Source organism: Xanthomonas sp. JAI131 (genome assembly GCF_013410075.1).
GTDB classification, from domain to species: Bacteria; Pseudomonadota; Gammaproteobacteria; order Xanthomonadales; family Xanthomonadaceae; genus Xanthomonas_A; species Xanthomonas_A bonasiae.
Genome location: NZ_JACCCN010000002.1, coordinates 659,504 through 676,217, shown reverse-complemented (window position 1 = coordinate 676,217; position 16,714 = coordinate 659,504). Strand labels below are relative to the sequence as shown.

Annotated in this window: 13 protein-coding genes; 6 read left to right on the top strand and 7 right to left on the bottom strand. The window is 69.9% G+C overall.

The annotated features are described in order from the left end of the window. Positions 1-76: 76 nt before the first annotated feature. Positions 77-955, bottom strand: coding sequence for an outer membrane protein assembly factor BamD (locus HDC36_RS09630; protein WP_179566635.1), 879 nt, complete (start codon positions 953-955; stop codon positions 77-79). Between the two features lie 115 nt (positions 956-1,070). On the opposite strand from HDC36_RS09630, the gene rluD reads away from it, so the two are divergent. The 5 genes from rluD (at position 1,071) to HDC36_RS09605 (ending at position 5,160) form a co-directional block, all read left to right on the top strand. Beyond that, positions 1,071-2,078 (top strand): 23S rRNA pseudouridine(1911/1915/1917) synthase RluD, encoded by a 1,008-nt coding sequence (rluD, locus tag HDC36_RS09625; RefSeq protein WP_179566634.1) that lies wholly within the window; start codon positions 1,071-1,073, stop codon positions 2,076-2,078. 238 nt (positions 2,079-2,316) lie between these two features. Then, positions 2,317-3,090 (top strand): peptidoglycan editing factor PgeF, encoded by a 774-nt coding sequence (pgeF, locus tag HDC36_RS09620; protein ID WP_179566633.1) that lies wholly within the window; start codon positions 2,317-2,319, stop codon positions 3,088-3,090. Further along, positions 3,075-3,617, top strand: a complete 543-nt coding sequence (locus tag HDC36_RS09615) for a DUF4166 domain-containing protein (protein WP_343204330.1) — start codon at positions 3,075-3,077, stop codon at positions 3,615-3,617. Before pgeF ends, HDC36_RS09615 begins: the two co-directional genes overlap by 16 nt. Next, positions 3,604-4,047 carry a thiol-disulfide oxidoreductase DCC family protein gene (locus tag HDC36_RS09610; protein ID WP_255432665.1) on the top strand — a complete coding sequence of 148 codons (444 nt, stop codon included), beginning with the start codon at positions 3,604-3,606 and terminating at the stop codon, positions 4,045-4,047. Before HDC36_RS09615 ends, HDC36_RS09610 begins: the two co-directional genes overlap by 14 nt. A gap of 114 nt (positions 4,048-4,161) precedes the next feature. Next, positions 4,162-5,160 carry a hypothetical protein gene (locus HDC36_RS09605; RefSeq protein WP_255432664.1) on the top strand — a complete coding sequence of 333 codons (999 nt, stop codon included), beginning with the start codon at positions 4,162-4,164 and terminating at the stop codon, positions 5,158-5,160. A gap of 75 nt (positions 5,161-5,235) precedes the next feature. Here HDC36_RS09605 and HDC36_RS09600 read toward each other — a convergent pair whose 3' ends face one another. Together HDC36_RS09600 and HDC36_RS09595 are read right to left on the bottom strand one after the other, a co-directional pair. Continuing rightward, on the bottom strand, positions 5,236-7,092 hold the full coding sequence (locus HDC36_RS09600) for a methyl-accepting chemotaxis protein (RefSeq protein ID WP_179566629.1): 1,857 nt from the start codon (positions 7,090-7,092) through the stop codon (positions 5,236-5,238). Between the two features lie 315 nt (positions 7,093-7,407). Then, the gene (locus HDC36_RS09595; protein ID WP_179567965.1) at positions 7,408-9,837 is read right to left on the bottom strand and encodes a membrane-bound PQQ-dependent dehydrogenase, glucose/quinate/shikimate family; all 2,430 of its coding nucleotides are present in this window, start codon (positions 9,835-9,837) and stop codon (positions 7,408-7,410) included. Between the two features lie 89 nt (positions 9,838-9,926). Between HDC36_RS09595 and HDC36_RS09590 the strand changes: the two genes are divergently transcribed. Beyond that, entirely contained in the window at positions 9,927-10,064 is a 138-nt protein-coding gene (locus HDC36_RS09590; RefSeq protein WP_179566627.1) for a hypothetical protein, read from the top strand. Positions 10,065-10,141: 77 nt separating this feature from the next. Here the strand turns inward: HDC36_RS09590 and otsA are convergent, their stop codons facing one another. The 4 genes from otsA to HDC36_RS09570 form a co-directional block, all read right to left on the bottom strand. Then, entirely contained in the window at positions 10,142-11,509 is a 1,368-nt protein-coding gene (gene otsA, locus HDC36_RS09585) for an alpha,alpha-trehalose-phosphate synthase (UDP-forming) (RefSeq protein ID WP_179566625.1), read from the bottom strand. After that, positions 11,506-13,287, bottom strand: coding sequence for a glycoside hydrolase family 15 protein (locus HDC36_RS09580; protein ID WP_179566623.1), 1,782 nt, complete (start codon positions 13,285-13,287; stop codon positions 11,506-11,508). Before HDC36_RS09580 ends, otsA begins: the two co-directional genes overlap by 4 nt. Before the next feature lie 68 nt (positions 13,288-13,355). Beyond that, positions 13,356-14,108, bottom strand: coding sequence for a trehalose-phosphatase (gene otsB / locus HDC36_RS09575; RefSeq protein WP_179566621.1), 753 nt, complete (start codon positions 14,106-14,108; stop codon positions 13,356-13,358). 146 nt (positions 14,109-14,254) lie between these two features. Beyond that, positions 14,255-16,693, bottom strand: coding sequence for a TonB-dependent receptor (locus HDC36_RS09570; RefSeq protein WP_179566619.1), 2,439 nt, complete (start codon positions 16,691-16,693; stop codon positions 14,255-14,257). Between the last annotated feature and the right edge of the window lie 21 nt (positions 16,694-16,714).

Below are 16,714 nucleotides of genomic sequence, written 5' to 3'. Positions count from 1 at the left end.
TGCGTCGGCAATGCCTCGGTCGCCAAACGCAGAAAGGGGCCTTGCGGCCCCTTTGCGTTGCATCCGGCAGCGTGGCTCAGCGGGCCATCTGCGAGTTGGACTGCCCGGTGGAAGCGGACTTCTCGCCGGCGAACGGATTCAGCTTGCGGATCATCCACGGATACTTCGGCCAGTGGCCGGTCAGCCACGGATGCTGGGGATCGTTGAGTTCCAGCACCCGGCGCGCATCGTCGGCCAGCGGCTTGTTGCCCAGGTGGGTGTAGGCGTCGGCCAGCACCGCCACCGCGTCGTACTGGTAGGCGCTCTGCGGGTAGGTTTCCAGCAGGTAGGTGGCGCGGCCGGCGGCCGACACCCAGGCGTTGCGGCGCAGGTAGTACAGCGCGTTGTCCAGCTCGTGCTGGGCGAACACGTTGCGCAGCGCGATCATGCGCTGGCGCGCGTCGGCGGCGTAGCGGCTGTTCGGATAGCGCTCGGCGACGATGTTGAAGTCGGCGTAGGCCTGCTGCGGCGTGGACAGGTCGCGGCGGCTCGGGTCCAGCGACCACACCCGGCGCAGGAACACCGTGTCGCGGTTGGAGTTGGACAACCCGCGCAGGTAGTACATGTAGGAGATGTTGCGGTGGGTCGGGTAGGTACGGATGAAGCGGTCGATGCTGGACACCGCGTCGTCGTGCTTGCCGGCCTTGTACTGGGCGTAGGCGGACTCGATCATCGCCTGCTCGGTGTACTGGCCGTAGGGGTACTGCGCGACCAGGCGCTTGAAGCTACCCTCGGCGCCGGCCCAGTTGCCGCTCTGCATCTGCGTGTGCGCCTTCTGGTACAGCTGTTCCACCGGCATCCCTTCTTCGGGATTCTTGTTCTTCTGGCGGTGGCAACCCGTTGCCACGACGACCATGACCAGCATCAGGGCGATGAAACGGACGTGCGCGGAGAGCGGGACGGAGCGTCGGATCATGGGTTCGGGCAGGACACGTCAGGAATACGAAGGGGCGATGATAGCCTAGTGGCCTGTCCGGCGACTGACTATGGCCGCCGCGACCCTCCCTTTCCGACGTAGCCGTGCCCTTTTCATGCCCAATACCCTCCCGGACACCCCTGAGGACGCCGTCTCCGACGGCCCGCGCCAGGCGCGCGTGCCCGATCACGCCGCCGGCCGCCGCTTCGACGCGGTCCTGGCCGAGCTGTTTCCCGAATTCTCGCGTTCGCGCCTGGCCGAATGGATCAAGTCCGGCGACGCGCTGCTGGACGGCGCCCCGGCGCGGCCGCGCGACGCCCTGCGCGGCGGCGAGATCGCCAGCCTGCATGCGGTGCTGGAGACCCAGACCCATGCGCTGCCGGAGGACATCCCGCTGGAGGTGCTGTACGAGGACGACCAGGTCATCGTGCTGAACAAGCCGGCCGGGCTGGTTGTGCATCCGGGCGCCGGCAACCCCTGCGGCACCCTGGTCAACGCCCTGCTGTACTTCGATCCGTCGCTGGCCTCGCTGCCGCGCGCGGGCATCGTGCACCGCCTGGACAAGGACACCAGCGGCGCCATGGTGGTGGCGCGGACCCTGCCGGCGCACACCTCGCTGGTGGCGCAGCTGTCGGCGCGCGACGTGCACCGCCAGTACCTGGCGGTGGTGGCCGGGCCGCTGGTCTCCGGCGGCACCGCCAATGCGCCGATCGACCGCCACCCGCGCGACCGCCTGCGCATGGCGGTGCGCGAGGACGGTCGCGACGCGGTCACCCATTACCGGCTGCGCGAGCGCTTCCGCGCGCATACCGCGCTGGAATGCCGCCTGGAGACCGGGCGCACCCACCAGATCCGCGTGCACATGGCGCACCTGAAGCACCCGATCATCGGCGATCCGCTGTACGGCGGCCCGCTGAAGCTGCCCAAGGGCGCCACCGAGGAGCTGATCGCCGAATTGCGCGGTTTCAAGCGCCAGGCGCTGCATGCCGAGACGCTGGAGTTCAAGCACCCCACCCATGGCGAGCCGGTGCGCGCCACCGCCGCGGTGCCGGCCGACCTGCTGCGCCTGCTGGCCGCGCTGCGCGTCGATTCGCGGCTGGCCGCCGAGCAGGCGCGGCGCTGAGCATGGCGCCGGCGGGCGAGGGCAGGCCTGGCGCCTTGCATCCATTCCCGGGCGGACCCGCTCGGGAATGGGCGACACGGCTCGGCGTGCCGGTGCAGGCGGCGCGAACGCGCGGCCAGTGTGCTGGTTTCCGATACGCCCGCGCGGCTGTCGCCGCGCGGGCTGTCGTCGCCGGGAGCGCGACGCTGTGCCCGGTCGCGCCGTTCGCCGGCGCTGGCCTGTCCAGGGCCGCACGCGCATGACCGACTTCGCCCTTGCCGCCGACTGGCCGGCGTCGCCGCGGGTGCGCGCGCTGACCACGCTGCGCACCGGCGCCGGGACGTCGTCGCCGCCGTTCGACCGGTTCAACCTGGGCAACCGCAGCGCGGCCGACGGCGACGATCCGGCCACGGTGCAGCACAACCGCGACGAACTCGCCGCGCGCCTGGGGTTGCCGTCGCCGCCGCACTGGCTGCGGCAGGTGCACGGGGTGCAGGTGCTGCGCTTCGAGCGGCCGCCTGCGGCGACCGGCATCGACGCCGAGCCGACCGCCGATGCCGCGGTCACCGCGGTGCCCGGGGTGGTGCTGGCGATCCTCACCGCCGATTGCCTGCCGGTGACCTTCGCCGCCCGCGACGGCAGCGAAGTCGGGGCCGCCCATGCCGGCTGGCAGGGCCTGGCCGGCGGGGTGCTGGAGGCCACCGTCGCCGCCCTGCGCACGCCGCCGGCGCAGCTGCAGGCCTGGCTGGGCCCGGCCGCTGGCCCGCAGGTGTACGAGATCGGCGAGAACGTGCGCGATGCCTTCCTCGGTCACGATCCGGCCGCGGCCCGCGCGTTCGTCGCCACCCGCCCCGGACACTGGCGGGTGGACTTGTATGCCCTGGCGCGGCAGCGCCTGGCCGCCGCCGGCATCGACCCGGCGCAGGTGCACGGCGGCGGCCTGTGCACCATCTCCGACGCGCAGCGCTTCTTTTCCTATCGCCGCGACCGCCGCAGCGGGCGCATGGCGACGCTGGCGTGGATCGCGGACTGAGCACGCCGCTGTTCGCGCAGTTGCTGGGGCCGGCCTTCGCGCGGCTACCGCCGGCGCTGCGCACGCTGCATTCGGTGCCGCAGCGGCAGCGGTACCGCGGCCAGGCCGAGGTGCGCCGCGGCCGGCATCCGTTGCTGCCGCTGTGCGCATGGCTGGCGCGCCTGCCGCCGGCCGGCGCCACGCTGCCGATCGAGGTGACCTTCAGCGCCGACGCGCAGGGCGAGCGCTGGCAGCGCCGTTTCGGCACGCACGCGATGCCGTCGCGGCTGTGGCTGCAGGACGGGCGGCTGCGCGAGCGCCTGGGCGCGGTCGAATTCGAATTCGCGCTGCGCGTGGACGCCGCCGCGATCGTCTGGAGCGCCGCCCGCGCCTGGGCGTTCGGCGTGTTGCCGCTGCCGCGACGCTGGCTGGCCGGCGTGCATTGCCGCGAATCCGAGCGCGACGGCCGCTATGCGTTTCTGGTCGAGGTGGCGCTGCCGTGGATCGGCCCGTTCATCCGTTACGAGGGCTGGCTTGAACCGGCCTGAACCCGCGCGCGACGCAGTGTCCGCGGCGGGCGCCGACAGCGCGATCGTGGTGTTCGACGGGGTATGCCTGCTGTGCAGCCGCTGGGTGCGCTTTCTGCTGCGCTTCGATCGCCGCGGCCGCTACCGGTTCGCGTCGATCCAATCGGCCAGCGGCCGCGCCTTGCTCATCCGCAATGGCCTGGATCCGGACGACCCGCTGTCGTTCCTGCTGCTGACGCCGCAACGCGCGTGGACCGATTCGGACGCGGCGATCGGCGTGATCGCCGGCCTCGGCGGCGCATGGCGCATCGCCGCGGTGCTACGCCTGTTGCCGCGGCGCTGGCGCGATGCCGCGTATCGGGTGCTGGCGCGCAACCGTTACCGCTGGTTCGGCACTTCCACGCAGTGTTTCCTGCCCGATCCGGAGCAGCGTTCGCGCTTTTTGGAGTGAACGAAGCGCTGCATCGCGGCGCCACGCATCTGCTCTGCCTGTAGGGGGCCTTCAGCCGCGACAACGTGCGGCGAAACCCGCTTCGGCAGCCGGCTTGCGCACGACGGTGCTTGCATGCGCGTGCCAACCGTTCTGTCTCGGCGTGCCCGCGCGCCGTTGCCGGTTCACAAGGCTAGGCTCGCCGCGTTCTTGTGGGAGCTGGCGCACGCAATGCGCAGGAGTTGGGCACCCATGGACGTTCTTTTCCTCCTGCTGTCGCTCGCGCAGCTGCGTCGGCCGCGTGTCGTAGCCGGCGCCGCCGTCCCGCCGTCTGGCCCACCATCTCCGCAGAGGAACATCGCCATGCCCACCGCCACGCCCTTGCCGCTGATCAAGCCGGCCAATTGGCTGTTCTCCAGTATCGATATCGATACTGTCGCCTATGCGTTCTCTGCGGTGCAGCTGCCCAGCACCTATTACATGCTCGGCAATGGACCCTTCATCCGCTTGCGGCCGTTGCACAAGTCCGGGCTCGGCATCTTCGAGAAGGCCACGCGCATCGTCGGCCTGTATGCCGGTCGCTGGAACGCGCAAATGAACTTCGGTCAGAACGTGCAAAACAATGCGGGCATCCTGTATCGGGAGCTGGGCACTTCGGCGGGCGACATCGCCAACAATCTCGCGCTGTTGCAGCAGGCCACCTTGAGCACGGCACAGATCATCAACCAGAACACCGCGCAGAATCCTCCCGCCCTCAACAACGCCGTCGTGTTCGTCGACACCGGCCCGCTGGCGGGCACGATCTGGGGCGGCGATGCGCAGAAGACCGCCAACCGCTATGCGCCGCTCAAGGTGGTCGATGCGCGCGATGCAGGCGCCAACGCGCATACCGGCCATCCGTTCGCGACACGCGACGCGGCGCAACAGTTCTATGCGGACCACTATCCCGGCGTGCTCGGCCAGCTGATGTTGCTGGGGCAGTCGCAACAGTCCTTCGCGATCGACCTTGCGCCGAAAGGGCGGCGCCTGCCGTTCGTGGTCCATAGTGACCTGCAGTACTTCGCGCAGGACATGTTCGAGAGCCGCGACGAGCAGCTCGATTTTCTGCGCAACCTGTACATGAGCTTCGTCTGAGCTGCACTGCGACGATCGCGCCTGGCCTCGCGCCCAGGCCCGCTCGCCGCTCCGTAGCGGCGCGTGCGCTCCAGCTCAGCGCACGCCGCGTAGCAGCGAGGTGACCTTGCCGCCACCCGGTTGCGCGCGATTGGACTCGATCCGGAACACCGCCACCGCGGTGGCCAGGCCGCCGGCCTGTTCTTCCATGCTGCGCGCCGCGGCGGTGGCTTCTTCCACCAGCGCGGCGTTGCGTTGGGTCACTTCGTCCAGTTGCATCACCGTGCGGTTGACCTGCTCGATGCCGCTGGATTGTTCGGCGCTGGCGGCGCTGATCTCGCCGATCAGCCCGGTCACGCGCTGCACCGAGCCGACGATCTCGTGCATGGTGGCGCCGGCGCGGTTCACCAGTCCCGAGCCCAGCGTCACCTTCTGCGTGGAGTCTTCGATCAGTTGCTTGATCTCCTTGGCCGCGTCCGCCGAGCGCTGCGCCAGCGAGCGCACTTCCGAGGCGACCACGGCGAAACCGCGGCCCTGCTCGCCGGCGCGCGCGGCCTCGACCGCGGCGTTGAGCGCGAGGATGTTGGTCTGGAACGCGATCCCGTCGATGACGCTGATGATCTCGCCGATGCGCCGCGACGAGGTGCTGATCGCGCTCATCGTGGCGACCACCTCGTCCATCACCTTGCCGCCGGACTGGGCGATCTCGCCGGTGCCGTGCACCAGGCCGTTGGCCTGCTGCGCGTTGTCGGCGTTCTGCTTCACCGCCGAGGTCAGTTCCTCCATCGAGCTAGCGGCTTCCTCCAGGCTGGCCGCCTGCTGCTCGGTGCGGTCGGACAGGTCGGTGTTGCCGGCGGCGATTTCCATCGCCGCGCGGCGGATCGCCTCGACCGCGCCCTGGATGCCGACGATGATCTCGGTCAGCTTGGCCACGGTGCGGTTGGTGTCCTCGCGCAGCCGCGCGAACACGCCCTGCGCGTCGCCGTCGACGCGATGGGTGAGATCGCCTTCGGCCAGCGCGGCCAGCGCGCTGGCCAGCGCCGCCAGGTTGCTCTCCACCGAATCGGAAATGCGGTTGACGCCCTCGGCCAATGACTTGAGCACGCCGTCCATCGACGCGGTATCCAGGCGGCGGCTGAAATCGCCATGCGCGGCGGCGTCGATCACCGCGGTCAGCGCCTGCTCGGCGTTGACCTGCGCGGTCACCTCCTCCCACTGCGCGATGGTGCCCAGGCGCACGCCGTCGGCGCCGGTGATCGGGCTGTAGACGAAGTCGATCTGGCGGCCGAAGAACGGCGCGCGCACGCGCTTGGAACCGGTCAGCGCGCGCATGCGGTCGATCGCCGCCTGGCTGTCCGGATAGATGTCGCCGATGCTGCCGCCGACGAACTGCTCGGCGCTGAATTCGGGGCGGAAGCTCTGTACGTCAGGCTCGATCGCGCGCAGCATCTGCAGCAGCTTGCGGTTGGCGAAGTGCACGCGGCCGTCGTCGTCGGCGATGCGGATCATGGTGTCCAGGTCGTCCAGCGCCTGGATCACGAAGCGGCCATGGCGCAGTTCGGCCTCGGTCTCGGCCTGGCGTGCGGCCAGCCGTGCCTGCGCCGTCTGTACCGCGCGCAGCAGCGCGGCGTCGGCGGCGTCGCCGGCGCCATCGAGGCGTTGCTCGAAGCGGCCTTCGCCCAGCGCCTGCACCGCCTGCAGCGCGCGTTGCGATGGCGCCGCGCGCCGCGTGCCGGCCCAGTACAGCGCCGCCACCAACAGTGCCGCGGCGGCCAGTGCCGGTGCCAGGCGCGCCAGCGCCGGCCCGTTCGGCCCAAGCTGGCGGCCGAGGTGCAACGCGTACAGCGCCATCGCCAACAGGCCCAGCGCATAGGCCAGTGCGAACAGCAAGGGCCGCGGGGGCAGGCGGGAGCCGCCAATCGGGCGAGGGGATGCGGCGTCTGGCAAGGTCATGGCGGCTACCGGCTGGGAAGATCGGCGCAATCCGCTCGCGTCGACAAATCGTTGAATGTGCCTCTCAGTATCGGCCGGCAGGTTCCTGGGCTTGACCGCGGCACAGACCGCTCGTCGGAAATATCGTGCCTGAATAGGCGAGATAGGTCGCTGAAAACGCTGTATTTTTTGCTGCAGCGCAATAGGCCGCCGGCGATGGCTCGGCCCGCAACGGGGACATGCGCGAATGCGCCGCCGTTGGCCGGCAGCGTTCCGGGCACAAAAAAACCGGCCGTCTTGCGACGGCCGGTCGGGTCCGGGGGAAGCTGGCCGGCGTTACTTCGCCGGCGCGGCGTCCGGCAGGGTCCAGGCGATCACGCTGTCGCCGGGCTTGGTTTCCATGCGGTCGTGGCCGCCGATCGCGGCGACGATGTACTGCTTGCCGTTCACCGTATAGCTCAGCGGCGCGGCCTGCGGGCCGGCCGGCACCCGCACTTCCCACAGCAGCTTGCCGGTCTGGGTGTCGTAGCCGCGCAGGAAGTTGTCCAGCGCCGCGCCGATGAAGGTGACGCCGCCGGCGGTGGCCAGCGAGCCGCTGTTGTTCGGCGTGCCCAGTTCGAACTTCATCTTCGACGGGATGCCCATCGGGCCCTGGTCGTAGCCGGTGCCCAGCGGACGCCGCCAGATCACCTGCTGGGTGCGCAGGTCCACGCCGGAGACGTAGCCCCACGGCGGGGCGATGCACGGCGTGTTCAGCGGCGACATCCACGGTTCCTTGCGCGCGCCGTAGGCCAGGCCTTCCTGCGCCATGTAGCCCGGCGTCTTGCTCTTGCCGTTGAATACCGACACCACGCCGAGCTCGTGCATCTTCTCCCGGGTGTAGACGTTCTCGGTGTACGGCAGGCGATTGCTGTTCATCACCATGATGCCGCGCTGCAGGTCCACCGATACGCCGCCCCAGTTGATGCCGCCGTGGTTGCCGGTGAACGACAGCGAGCCGCCCAGGCTGGGTGGAGTGAACATGCCCTGGTAGCGCAGCTGCTTGAACTGGATGCGGCAGGCCAGCTGGTCGAACGGGGTGATGCCCCAGGCGTCGGATTCGACGATGGTCTCGTAACCCTTGCTCGGCGCGCCGACGGTGTTGGGCATGCCCGGCGACACCGGCTGGGTCTTGGCGGTCCAGTCGCCGTGGTCGGTGCCCTGCGGCACGGGGAGTTGCTGCACCGGCATGATCGGCTTGCCGGTCTCGCGGTCGAGCACGAACACCTGGCCGGACTTGGTGGCCTGGATCACCGCCGGACGGGTGCCGCCGCCGGGGACCGGGAAATCGACCAGGTTCGGCTGCGGGCCGATGTCGTAATCCCACAGGTCGTGGTTGACGGTGCGGAAGTGCCAGCGCTCCTTGCCGGTGGCCGCATCCACGGCGACCAGCGAGGCGGTGTATTCCTCTTCCTGCGGGGTGCGGCCCTTGCCGAAGAAGTCGCCGGAGGCGTTGCCGGTGGGCAGGTAGACCAGGCCCAGTTCGTCGTCGGCGGCCATCAGCGACCACACGTTCGGGGTCGAACGGGTATAGGTCTGGCCGGCCGGCGGCGCGGCGTCGAGCGCCGGGTTGCCCAGATCCCAGGCCCAGCGCAGCTGGCCGCTGATCGCGTCGAAGGCGCGCACCACGCCGGACGGCGCATCGCGTTCCTGGCCGTCGCGGACCTGGCCGGTGGGCTGGATCACCACGCCGCGCATCACCACCGGCGGCGAGGTCGGGCCGACAAAGCCGGGCTTGGTGTTGCCGGTGTCCTTGTTCAGGTCCACGTAGCCGTGGTCGCCGAAGCTCTCGCACAGCTTGCCGGTGGCGGCGTCGAGCGCGCCCAGGCGGCCATCGACCATCGGCCAGAAGATGCGCTTGGCGCATTCGGCGACCGGGGTGGTGGCCTCGAAGTAGGACACGCCGCGGCAGGTGGTGGCGGCGACGCCGGCCATCGCCTTGGGGTTGGTCTTGGGATCGAAGCGCCAGCGTTCCTTGCCGGTGGTGGCCTCGACCGCGATCACCTTCTGCGTGGGCGTGCAGATGTAGACCAGGTCGCCGACCTTCAGCGGTGTGTTCTGGAACGCATAACCGAGCTTGGAGCCGGCGGGCTTGAGGTCGCCGGTATGGAATTCCCAGGCGATCTTCAGGTCCTTGACGTTGTCGGGCGTGATCTGCGCGCCGGGACTGTAGTGGTTGGACAGGTTGGAGCCGGCGTAGGCGGTCCAGTTGCTGGCATCGTGGTTGGCGGCGACGTTGCCGTCGGGGCTGTTCACCGTGGCGCGGCTGAACGCGTCCTGCGGGCGCTGCGCGGCCAGCGCCGGATCGGCCAGCTCGACGGTGCGCGGGAAGAACAGCGGCACGAACACCAGCAGCGCGCCGAGGACCGGCAGCACGCCGGTGACCAGCGCGTAACCCAGCCCGGACACCGGCGCCAGGCGCCAGCGCGCCACCTTCCAGAACGGCAACAGCAGCAGGCCGAGCACCGAGATCATCGCCAGGCGCGGGATCAGCGCCCAGCCGTCCAGGCCGACTTCGGCCAGCGCCCAGGCGATGGTCGCGGCCAGGGTCAGGCCGAACAGCCACAGTCCGGCGCGGCGCCCGAGCGCCAGCAGCACGCCGGACACGGCCAGGGCCAGGCCGGCCAGCAGGTAGTACCAGGAACCGCCGGCGGCGACGAGTTGGCCGCCCATCGCGGCCAGGGCGGCGCCGATCAGGGCGATGACCACGGCATAGGCGACGAACAGCCAGCTGCCGGGTCCGTGTTGCGGAGAGTGAGGGGTCATGGAGAGGGTCTGCAGAAGATCCGGCGGCGCCGTGCTGGCGCAGGAAGATCGTGGAGGGGATCGAGCGCTGGTTCGGCTGCATCGGCGGCGACCTGGCGCTCAACGAGCACGTCGCGCGCCCCTCCCAGGGTTTCGATACGCGGCGTATGGGCGGCGATTTTAAAGGAATCCGCGTGCGCGGTCCGTGACCGCGCAGAAACCTGCGTTCTGCGTGCGGTGGCGTGCCCGCCGCGCGCGGCGATGGCGCCGCCGCGGCAGGTGCGGATCAGCGCCGTTCCAGCGCCTGCAGGTAGCGCTGCCGCCACACGCCGATGTCGTTCTTGCGCAGGTGCTCCATCATGGTCTGCCAGCGTTCGATGCGCTTGGCCTTGGGCAGCGAGGCGGCGGTGGCGATCGCATCGGCGACGCCGTCCAGGTCGTGCGGATTGACCAGCAGCGCTTCCTTGAGTTCGTCGGCGGCGCCGGCCAGCAGCGACAACACCAGCACGCCCGGATTCTCCGGGTCCTGCGCGGCCACGTATTCCTTGGCCACCAGGTTCATGCCGTCGCGCAGCGGCGTCACCAGGCCGACCTGCGCGGCGCGGTAGAAGCCGGTCAACGTGGCGTGGGTGAAGTTGCGGTTGACGTAGCGCAGCGGCGTCCAGTCCGGCTCGGCGTGGCCGCCGTTGATGTGCCCGGCGATCTGTTCGAGCTGGTTGCGCAGTTGTTTGTACTCGGTGACGTCGCCGCGCGAGACCGGCGCGATCTGCAGATAGGTGAGGCTGCCGCGCTGGTCCGGATGCCGCTCCAGGTAGCGCTCGAAACCGAGGAAGCGTTCGGGCAGGCCCTTGGAGTAGTCCAGCCGGTCCACGCCGATCGCCAGCTGGCGGTCGCGCAGGCTGCTGCGCAGGTCGCGCACCGCCGGCTTGGTCACCGCCGCGCGCGCCTGCTGCGCGATCAGTTCGGTGTCGATGCCGATCGGGAATTTCTCGGCGCGGAAGCGGCGCCCGCCGGGCGCTTCCAGCACGCCGTCCTTGATCACCTTGCCGCCGCCGAACAGGCGCACGTAGGCCTGGAAGCGGTCCACGTCGCGCTGGGTCTGGAAGCCGACCAGGTCGTAGGCGTAGAAGCCGGAGAACAGCCGCGCATGATCGGGCAGGGCCTGGATCAGGTCGGCCGAGGGGAACGGCACGTGCAGGAAGAAGCCGATGCGGCAGCCGATGCCGCGCTCGCGCAGCAGCGAGGCCAGCGGGATCAGGTGGTAGTCGTGGATCCACACCGTGTCGTCTTCGCGCAGCAGCGGCGCCAGCTTCTCGGCGAACATCGCGTTGACCCGGCGATAGCCCTCGCGGGTGGCGCGGTCGTAGTCGACCAGGTCCAGGCGGAAGTGCAGCAGCGGCCACAGCGTGCGGTTGGCGAAGCCGTTGTAGTACGCGTCCAGGTCGGCGCGGTTGAGGTCCATGGTGACGAAGCGGATGTCGCCCTGGGTCTGCTCGTGCATCGCGCCGCTGTCGCCGCGCACGGTCTTGCCGCTCCAGCCGAACCACACCCCGCCGCGTTCCTTCAACGCGGCGAGCAAGCCCACCGCCAGGCCGCCGGCGCGGTTCTCGCCGGGCAAGGCCACGCGGTTGGATACCACTACGAGTCTGCTCATGAAGCCTCCTGCCAGCTGCGCGACAAGCGCATCGCGGCGATGATCAACCCGACATGCGAATAGGTCTGCGGGAAATTGCCCCAGGCCTCGCCGTTGTCGAAGGCTAGATCCTCCGACAGCAAGCCCAGGTGATTGCGGCGCGCGAGGATGCGCTCGAACAGCTCGCGCGCTTCGTCCTTGCGCCCGATCGCGGCGAGCGCGTCGATGTACCAGAACGTACAGATGGTGAAGCTGGTTTCCGGCGCGCCGAAATCGTCCGGCGCCACGTAGCGGTACAGCGCGTCGCCGTGCTTGAGGTCGCGGCCGATCGCCTCGACCGTGGCGACGAAGCGCGCATCGTCCGGGGCGATGAAGCCGATGTCGGCCAGCAACAGCAGCGAGGCGTCCAGGCGATGGCCGTTGAAGGTATCGGTGAAGTGGCCGCGCTCGGCGCTCCAGGCGTCGGCCAGCACCCGCGCGTGGATGGTGTCGGCGCGTTCGCGCCAGTACGCCACGCGTGCGTCCAGGCCCAGCCGCGCGGCGATCTTGGCCAGGCGGTCGCAGGCGGCCCAGCACATCGCGCTGGTATAGGTGTGGACCTCGGCGCGGCCGCGGAATTCCCACAGCCCGGCGTCGGGTACGTCGTGCAGCGCGAACGCATGCTCGCCCAGCGGCTCCAGGCGCAGGAAGGTGTCCTTGTCGCCGGGATCCTTCAGGCGCAGGTCGAAGAACAATTGCGTGGACGCCAGCACCACGCTGCCGTAAACGTCGTGCTGTTTCTGGATCCAGGCCAGGTTGCCGCGCCGCACCGGCCCCATGCCGCGGTAGCCGGCCAGCGACGGCACTTCGTGTTCTTCCAGCGCCGCCTCGAAGCCGATGCCGTACAGCGGCTGCAGGCTGCCGTCGGTGGTGGCGATGTTGAAGATGTAGCCGAGGAACTGCTCCATGGTGCGGGTGGCGCCGAGCCGGTTCAGCGCGCGCACCACGAAGGCGGCGTCGCGCAGCCAGCAATAGCGGTAGTCCCAGTTGCGCGGGGTGTCCGGCGCTTCGGGGATGGAGGTGGTCATCGCCGCGATGATCGCGCCGCTGTCCTCGTACTGGCACAGCTTCAGGGTGATCGCGCTGCGGATCACCGCGTCCTGCCAGTCCAGCGGCACCGACAGGTAGCGCACCCACTCGCGCCAGTATTCCTCGGTGCGCTCCTGCGCTTCCTGGATGTAGCCGGTCAGCGAGCGGGTCAGCGATTCGTCCACGCCGAGCATCAGGTTGACCGGATGGCTGAGCACGAACGGCAGCTCGTCGCGGATGAAGCGCACCGGCACGTCGGTGGTCAGGCGCAGGGTGAACTCCGGCAGCAGCCAGCGCACGTGGTTGCTGCCCCAGGTGCTTTCCGGCTTGCGCGCGCCCCAGTCGGCCAGCGGCCGCGCGAGGACGCGGATGCGCGGATTGCCGGACAGCGGCCGCACCTGGCGGATGATGCTGACCGGCCGGTAGAAGCGGCCGTGGTTGCGCCAGCGCGGCGCGAAGTCGATCACTTCCACCGCGCCGCCGTGCGCGTCGCGCAGCACGGTGCGCAGGATCGCGGTGTTGGCCAGGTAGTGCTGCTCGCTGTCGGCGAAATCCTCCAGTTCGATGCTGAAATCGCCGCCCTCGTGGTCGCGCGGCGACAGCAGCGCGCAGAACGCCGGGTCGCCGTCGAACGCCGGCAGGCAGCTCCACACCACGCGTGCCTGTTTGTCGACCAGCGCGCCGAAACTGCCGTTGCCGATCACGCCGAGGTCGAGAGTGGGGGAGCTCATGGAGGAAGCGGATCCTTGTGCGCGGTCGGGGAGGGGGCGAAGCGGGGCGCTGCCGCTGGGCACGGTACTCATGCGGCGTTGTCGCGCAACCAGGCGTGTACGCCGCGCGGATCGGGCAAGGCGAACGTCGCCGCGCTGTGTTCGCGCGCGCCGACCAGCACGCTCCAGCCGCCGGCGGCATTGGCCGCGGCGAAGCCGAACTCGTCGGTGAGGTCGTCGCCGACGAACACCGGGCGGCGGCCCTGGAACGGCGGCTGCTGCAGCAGCGCGGTCAGCGCCAGGCCCTTGTCGCTGCCCTCGGGCACGAACTCGACCACGTGGTCGCCGGGCTGCAGGCGATAGCCGGGCAGCGCATCGATCTGCGCCTGGGCGAAGGCCAGGACCTGCGAACCGGCCTCCGGCGCGGCGCGCCAGTGCAGCGCCAGGCTGGCGCCCTTGTCTTCGACCAGCACGCCGGGATGCGCCTGGCGCAGGTGCGCGGCGCGTTGGTGCAAGCCGTGCAGCCATTGCGAAGTGTCGGCGGGCATCGCCGCGCGGGCATTGATGTCGCTGCGCAGTTCGTGGCCGTGCAGGCCGGCGGCCGGCAGGCGCAGCGGCGCGAACAGCGCGTCCAGCTGCGCCAGCGGGCGGCCGCTGACCAGCGCCAGCGCACCATGCAGGCGGTCGCTGATGCGGCCGATCGCCTCGCGCACCTCGGGCAGCAGGTGCACGCCGTCGGGGCGATCGGCGAATTCGATGAGGGTGCCGTCCACGTCCAGGAACAATGCGCAGGCATCGTCCAGGCGCGGCGGCGGCGGTCGGAGGGGGAGCGCGTCTGCCATGCGTTCATGATGAACGAGACAGCGTTAGGGCCAAGTGGAGTGGCCGGGATTAGGGAGTGGGGATTCGGGATTGGCAAAAGCCGTGCAGGGTCCCGCTGTTGCGAATCCCTAATCCCTAATCCCAAATCCCCAATCCCGCACCTTCGTCAGAAGGTGTACCGCACGCGCCCGTAGTAATAAGCGCCATTGCTGCCGATCGGCGACAGCACGTCGTAGGGCAGGTTGCCGAAATAGTAGATGTCGGTGTTGGAGCGGTCGGAGTAGTTGTCGGTGAGGTTCTGCCCGCCCAGCGCCACGCTCCACTGCGGGGTGATGCGGTACTCGACCTCGGCGTCGAGCTGCCACTCCGCGCCGTAGGTCTGCCGCGGCACGTAGCCGTCGCCGAAGTCGAACACGCGGGTGGCGCTGCCGTAGCGGCTGACCCGGGTCTGCAGTGCCCAGCGGTCGTTGCTCCAGTTCGCCGCGAACTGGGCGCGGGTGCGCGGCGCGGCGTCGGTCAGGGTGTTGCTCTCCTCCACGCCGAACAGCACGTAGTCCGGATTCAGCGCCAGCAGCTGCGGCGGCGTGGCGACCAGGTTCTTCAGTTCGGTCTTGGCGTAGCTCCAGGTGCCGGTCAACTGCAGCTGGCCGTCGCCCAGCGCCTGCCGCCAGTTGCTGACCAGTTCCGCGCCGCGGGTGCGGGTGTCGGCGGCGTTGACGAAGAAGCTGGCGCTCTGCAGGCCGGTGACGCCGAAGTTCTGCGCCACGAACGCGGTCAATGCATCGCCGCTGATGTCTTCGGACAGCGCGATGCGGTCGTCGATGTCGATCTGGAACAGGTCCAGCGACAGGTCGAAGTGCGAACCGATGCGGCTGGTGAAGCCGAGGCTGTAGTTGACCGATTTCTCCGGCTTCAGGTCCTTCGCGCCCAGCGCCTGCGCGATCGGGTTGTTGACCGACAGCAGCCGGCCCTGCAGCAGCTGCCCGGCCGCGTCGTAGCCGCTGGAGGTGGCTTCGTAGCCGATCTGGCTCAGCGACGGCGCGTGGAAGTTGTTGGAGATCGCGCCGCGCAGCGCGAACGCCGGCACGAACTCGTAGCGCGCGGCCAGCTTGCCGGTCAGTTCGCCGCCGAAATCCTGGTAGTGCTCGTAGCGCGCGGCCAGGTCGGTGGAGAACTTGTCGCCGAACTGGCTGGACACGCTGGCGTAGGCGCTGGCGACGTTGCGCGACAGGTCGGCCGCGTCCTGCGGGGTCAGCCCGCCGCCAGCCTGGGCGCCGGTGGGGCGGTCGGTGTAGGCGCCGGCAGCGTAGCTGGCCGGGTCGCCGGGACGGGTACGGTAATGCTCGCGGCGGAATTCCACGCCGCTGCCGACGGTGTGGGTGGCGCCGGCGGCGTCGAAGCTGCGGCTCAGGTCGAGGTTGGCCACGCTCTGCTCGAAGGCGTAGTCGCCGGTCTTGAAGCGGGTCGGGCTGCCCGGGCCGAGCGAGGCGTTGAGCGAGTTCTTCAGCCGGTAGGTGAAGTCGTTGCGGCCGTAGTCGACACTGGCGTCGTAGGCCCACTCGCCCCATTGCCCGCGCGCGCCGGCCACGCTCTGGATGTCGCGGTTCTCGCCCAGCGACACCGGGCGGTAGCCGTTCGGGTAGACCTCGGTCCAGTTGGCGTCGCTGTCGGGATAGCGGAAATAGTTGGCGCCCTGCGTGTCGCGCTGGTTGTAGGTGCCGAAGAAATAGAACTCGCTGGTCTGGCCGAACGGCAGCTTGCCGTTGATCCAGGCGTTGAGGTCCTTGCTGGCGCCGTCGCCGAGCACGTAGTTGCGCTTGCCGGCCAGGGCCAGGTTGGCCGGGGTCTGCGCCTCGAACGGCGGGATCTGGTCGTAGCCGGCGCGGTTGGTGCCCTCGCGGTTCTTCAGTTCCAGGCCGACCTTGAAGAAGCCGCCGTCGTCGCCCAGGCGGGTGCCGACCTTGGCGCTGGCGTAGCTGGTCTGGCCGTCGGTGACGGTGCGGTCGATCGGCTTCACGTCGGTGTGGTTGGCGCCGAAGCTGGCTTCCAGCGCGCCGCTGTCCGGATCGTCGTCGAGGATCACGTTGATCACCCCGGCCACCGCGTCCGAGCCGTACTGCGCGCCGGCGCCGTCGCGCAGCACTTCGATGCGCTTGATCGCGCTGATCGGGATCGAGTTGAAGTCCACCGGGGTGGTGCCCTTGCCGATCTTGCTGTCGGTGTTGACCAGCGCCGAGGTGTGGCGGCGCTTGCCGTTGACCAGCACCAGCACCTGGTCGGGCGAGAGCCCGCGCAGCTGCGCGGCGCGGATGTGGTCGGCGCCGCCGGAGTTGGACTGGCGCGGGAAGTTGAACGAGGGCAGCAGCGCCTGCAGCGCGCTGCCGAGTTCGCCGTTGACCACGCCGGCCTTGCGGATGTCCTCGGCGCTGAGCACGTCCACCGGCGCGGTGGACTCGAGCACGGTGCGGCCGCTGGCACGGGTACCGGTGACGATCACCGTGTCCAGGTTGGTCGCGGTGCCGGGATCGGCCTGCTGGGCCAGGGCGGGGGCCGACAGGGCCAGGGCGATGGCCAGGCTCAGCGGGCGGGCGAACGGATACGACATGGGGGGCTCTCTCCTGCGGTG

Bases quoted from the DNA above. Each gene is read 5' to 3' on its own strand.
- HDC36_RS09630 (WP_179566635.1), bottom strand. From the start codon at position 955: ATGATCCGACGCTCCGTCCCGCTCTCCGCGCACGTCCGTTTCATCGCC.
- rluD (WP_179566634.1), top strand. From the start codon at position 1,071: ATGCCCAATACCCTCCCGGACACCCCTGAGGACGCCGTCTCCGACGGC.
- pgeF (WP_179566633.1), top strand. From the start codon at position 2,317: ATGACCGACTTCGCCCTTGCCGCCGACTGGCCGGCGTCGCCGCGGGTG.
- HDC36_RS09605 (WP_255432664.1), top strand. From the start codon at position 4,162: ATGCGCGTGCCAACCGTTCTGTCTCGGCGTGCCCGCGCGCCGTTGCCG.
- HDC36_RS09600 (WP_179566629.1), bottom strand. From the start codon at position 7,092: ATGACCTTGCCAGACGCCGCATCCCCTCGCCCGATTGGCGGCTCCCGC.
- otsA (WP_179566625.1), bottom strand. From the start codon at position 11,509: ATGAGCAGACTCGTAGTGGTATCCAACCGCGTGGCCTTGCCCGGCGAG.
- HDC36_RS09580 (WP_179566623.1), bottom strand. From the start codon at position 13,287: ATGAGCTCCCCCACTCTCGACCTCGGCGTGATCGGCAACGGCAGTTTC.
- otsB (WP_179566621.1), bottom strand. From the start codon at position 14,108: ATGGCAGACGCGCTCCCCCTCCGACCGCCGCCGCCGCGCCTGGACGAT.
- HDC36_RS09570 (WP_179566619.1), bottom strand. From the start codon at position 16,693: ATGTCGTATCCGTTCGCCCGCCCGCTGAGCCTGGCCATCGCCCTGGCC.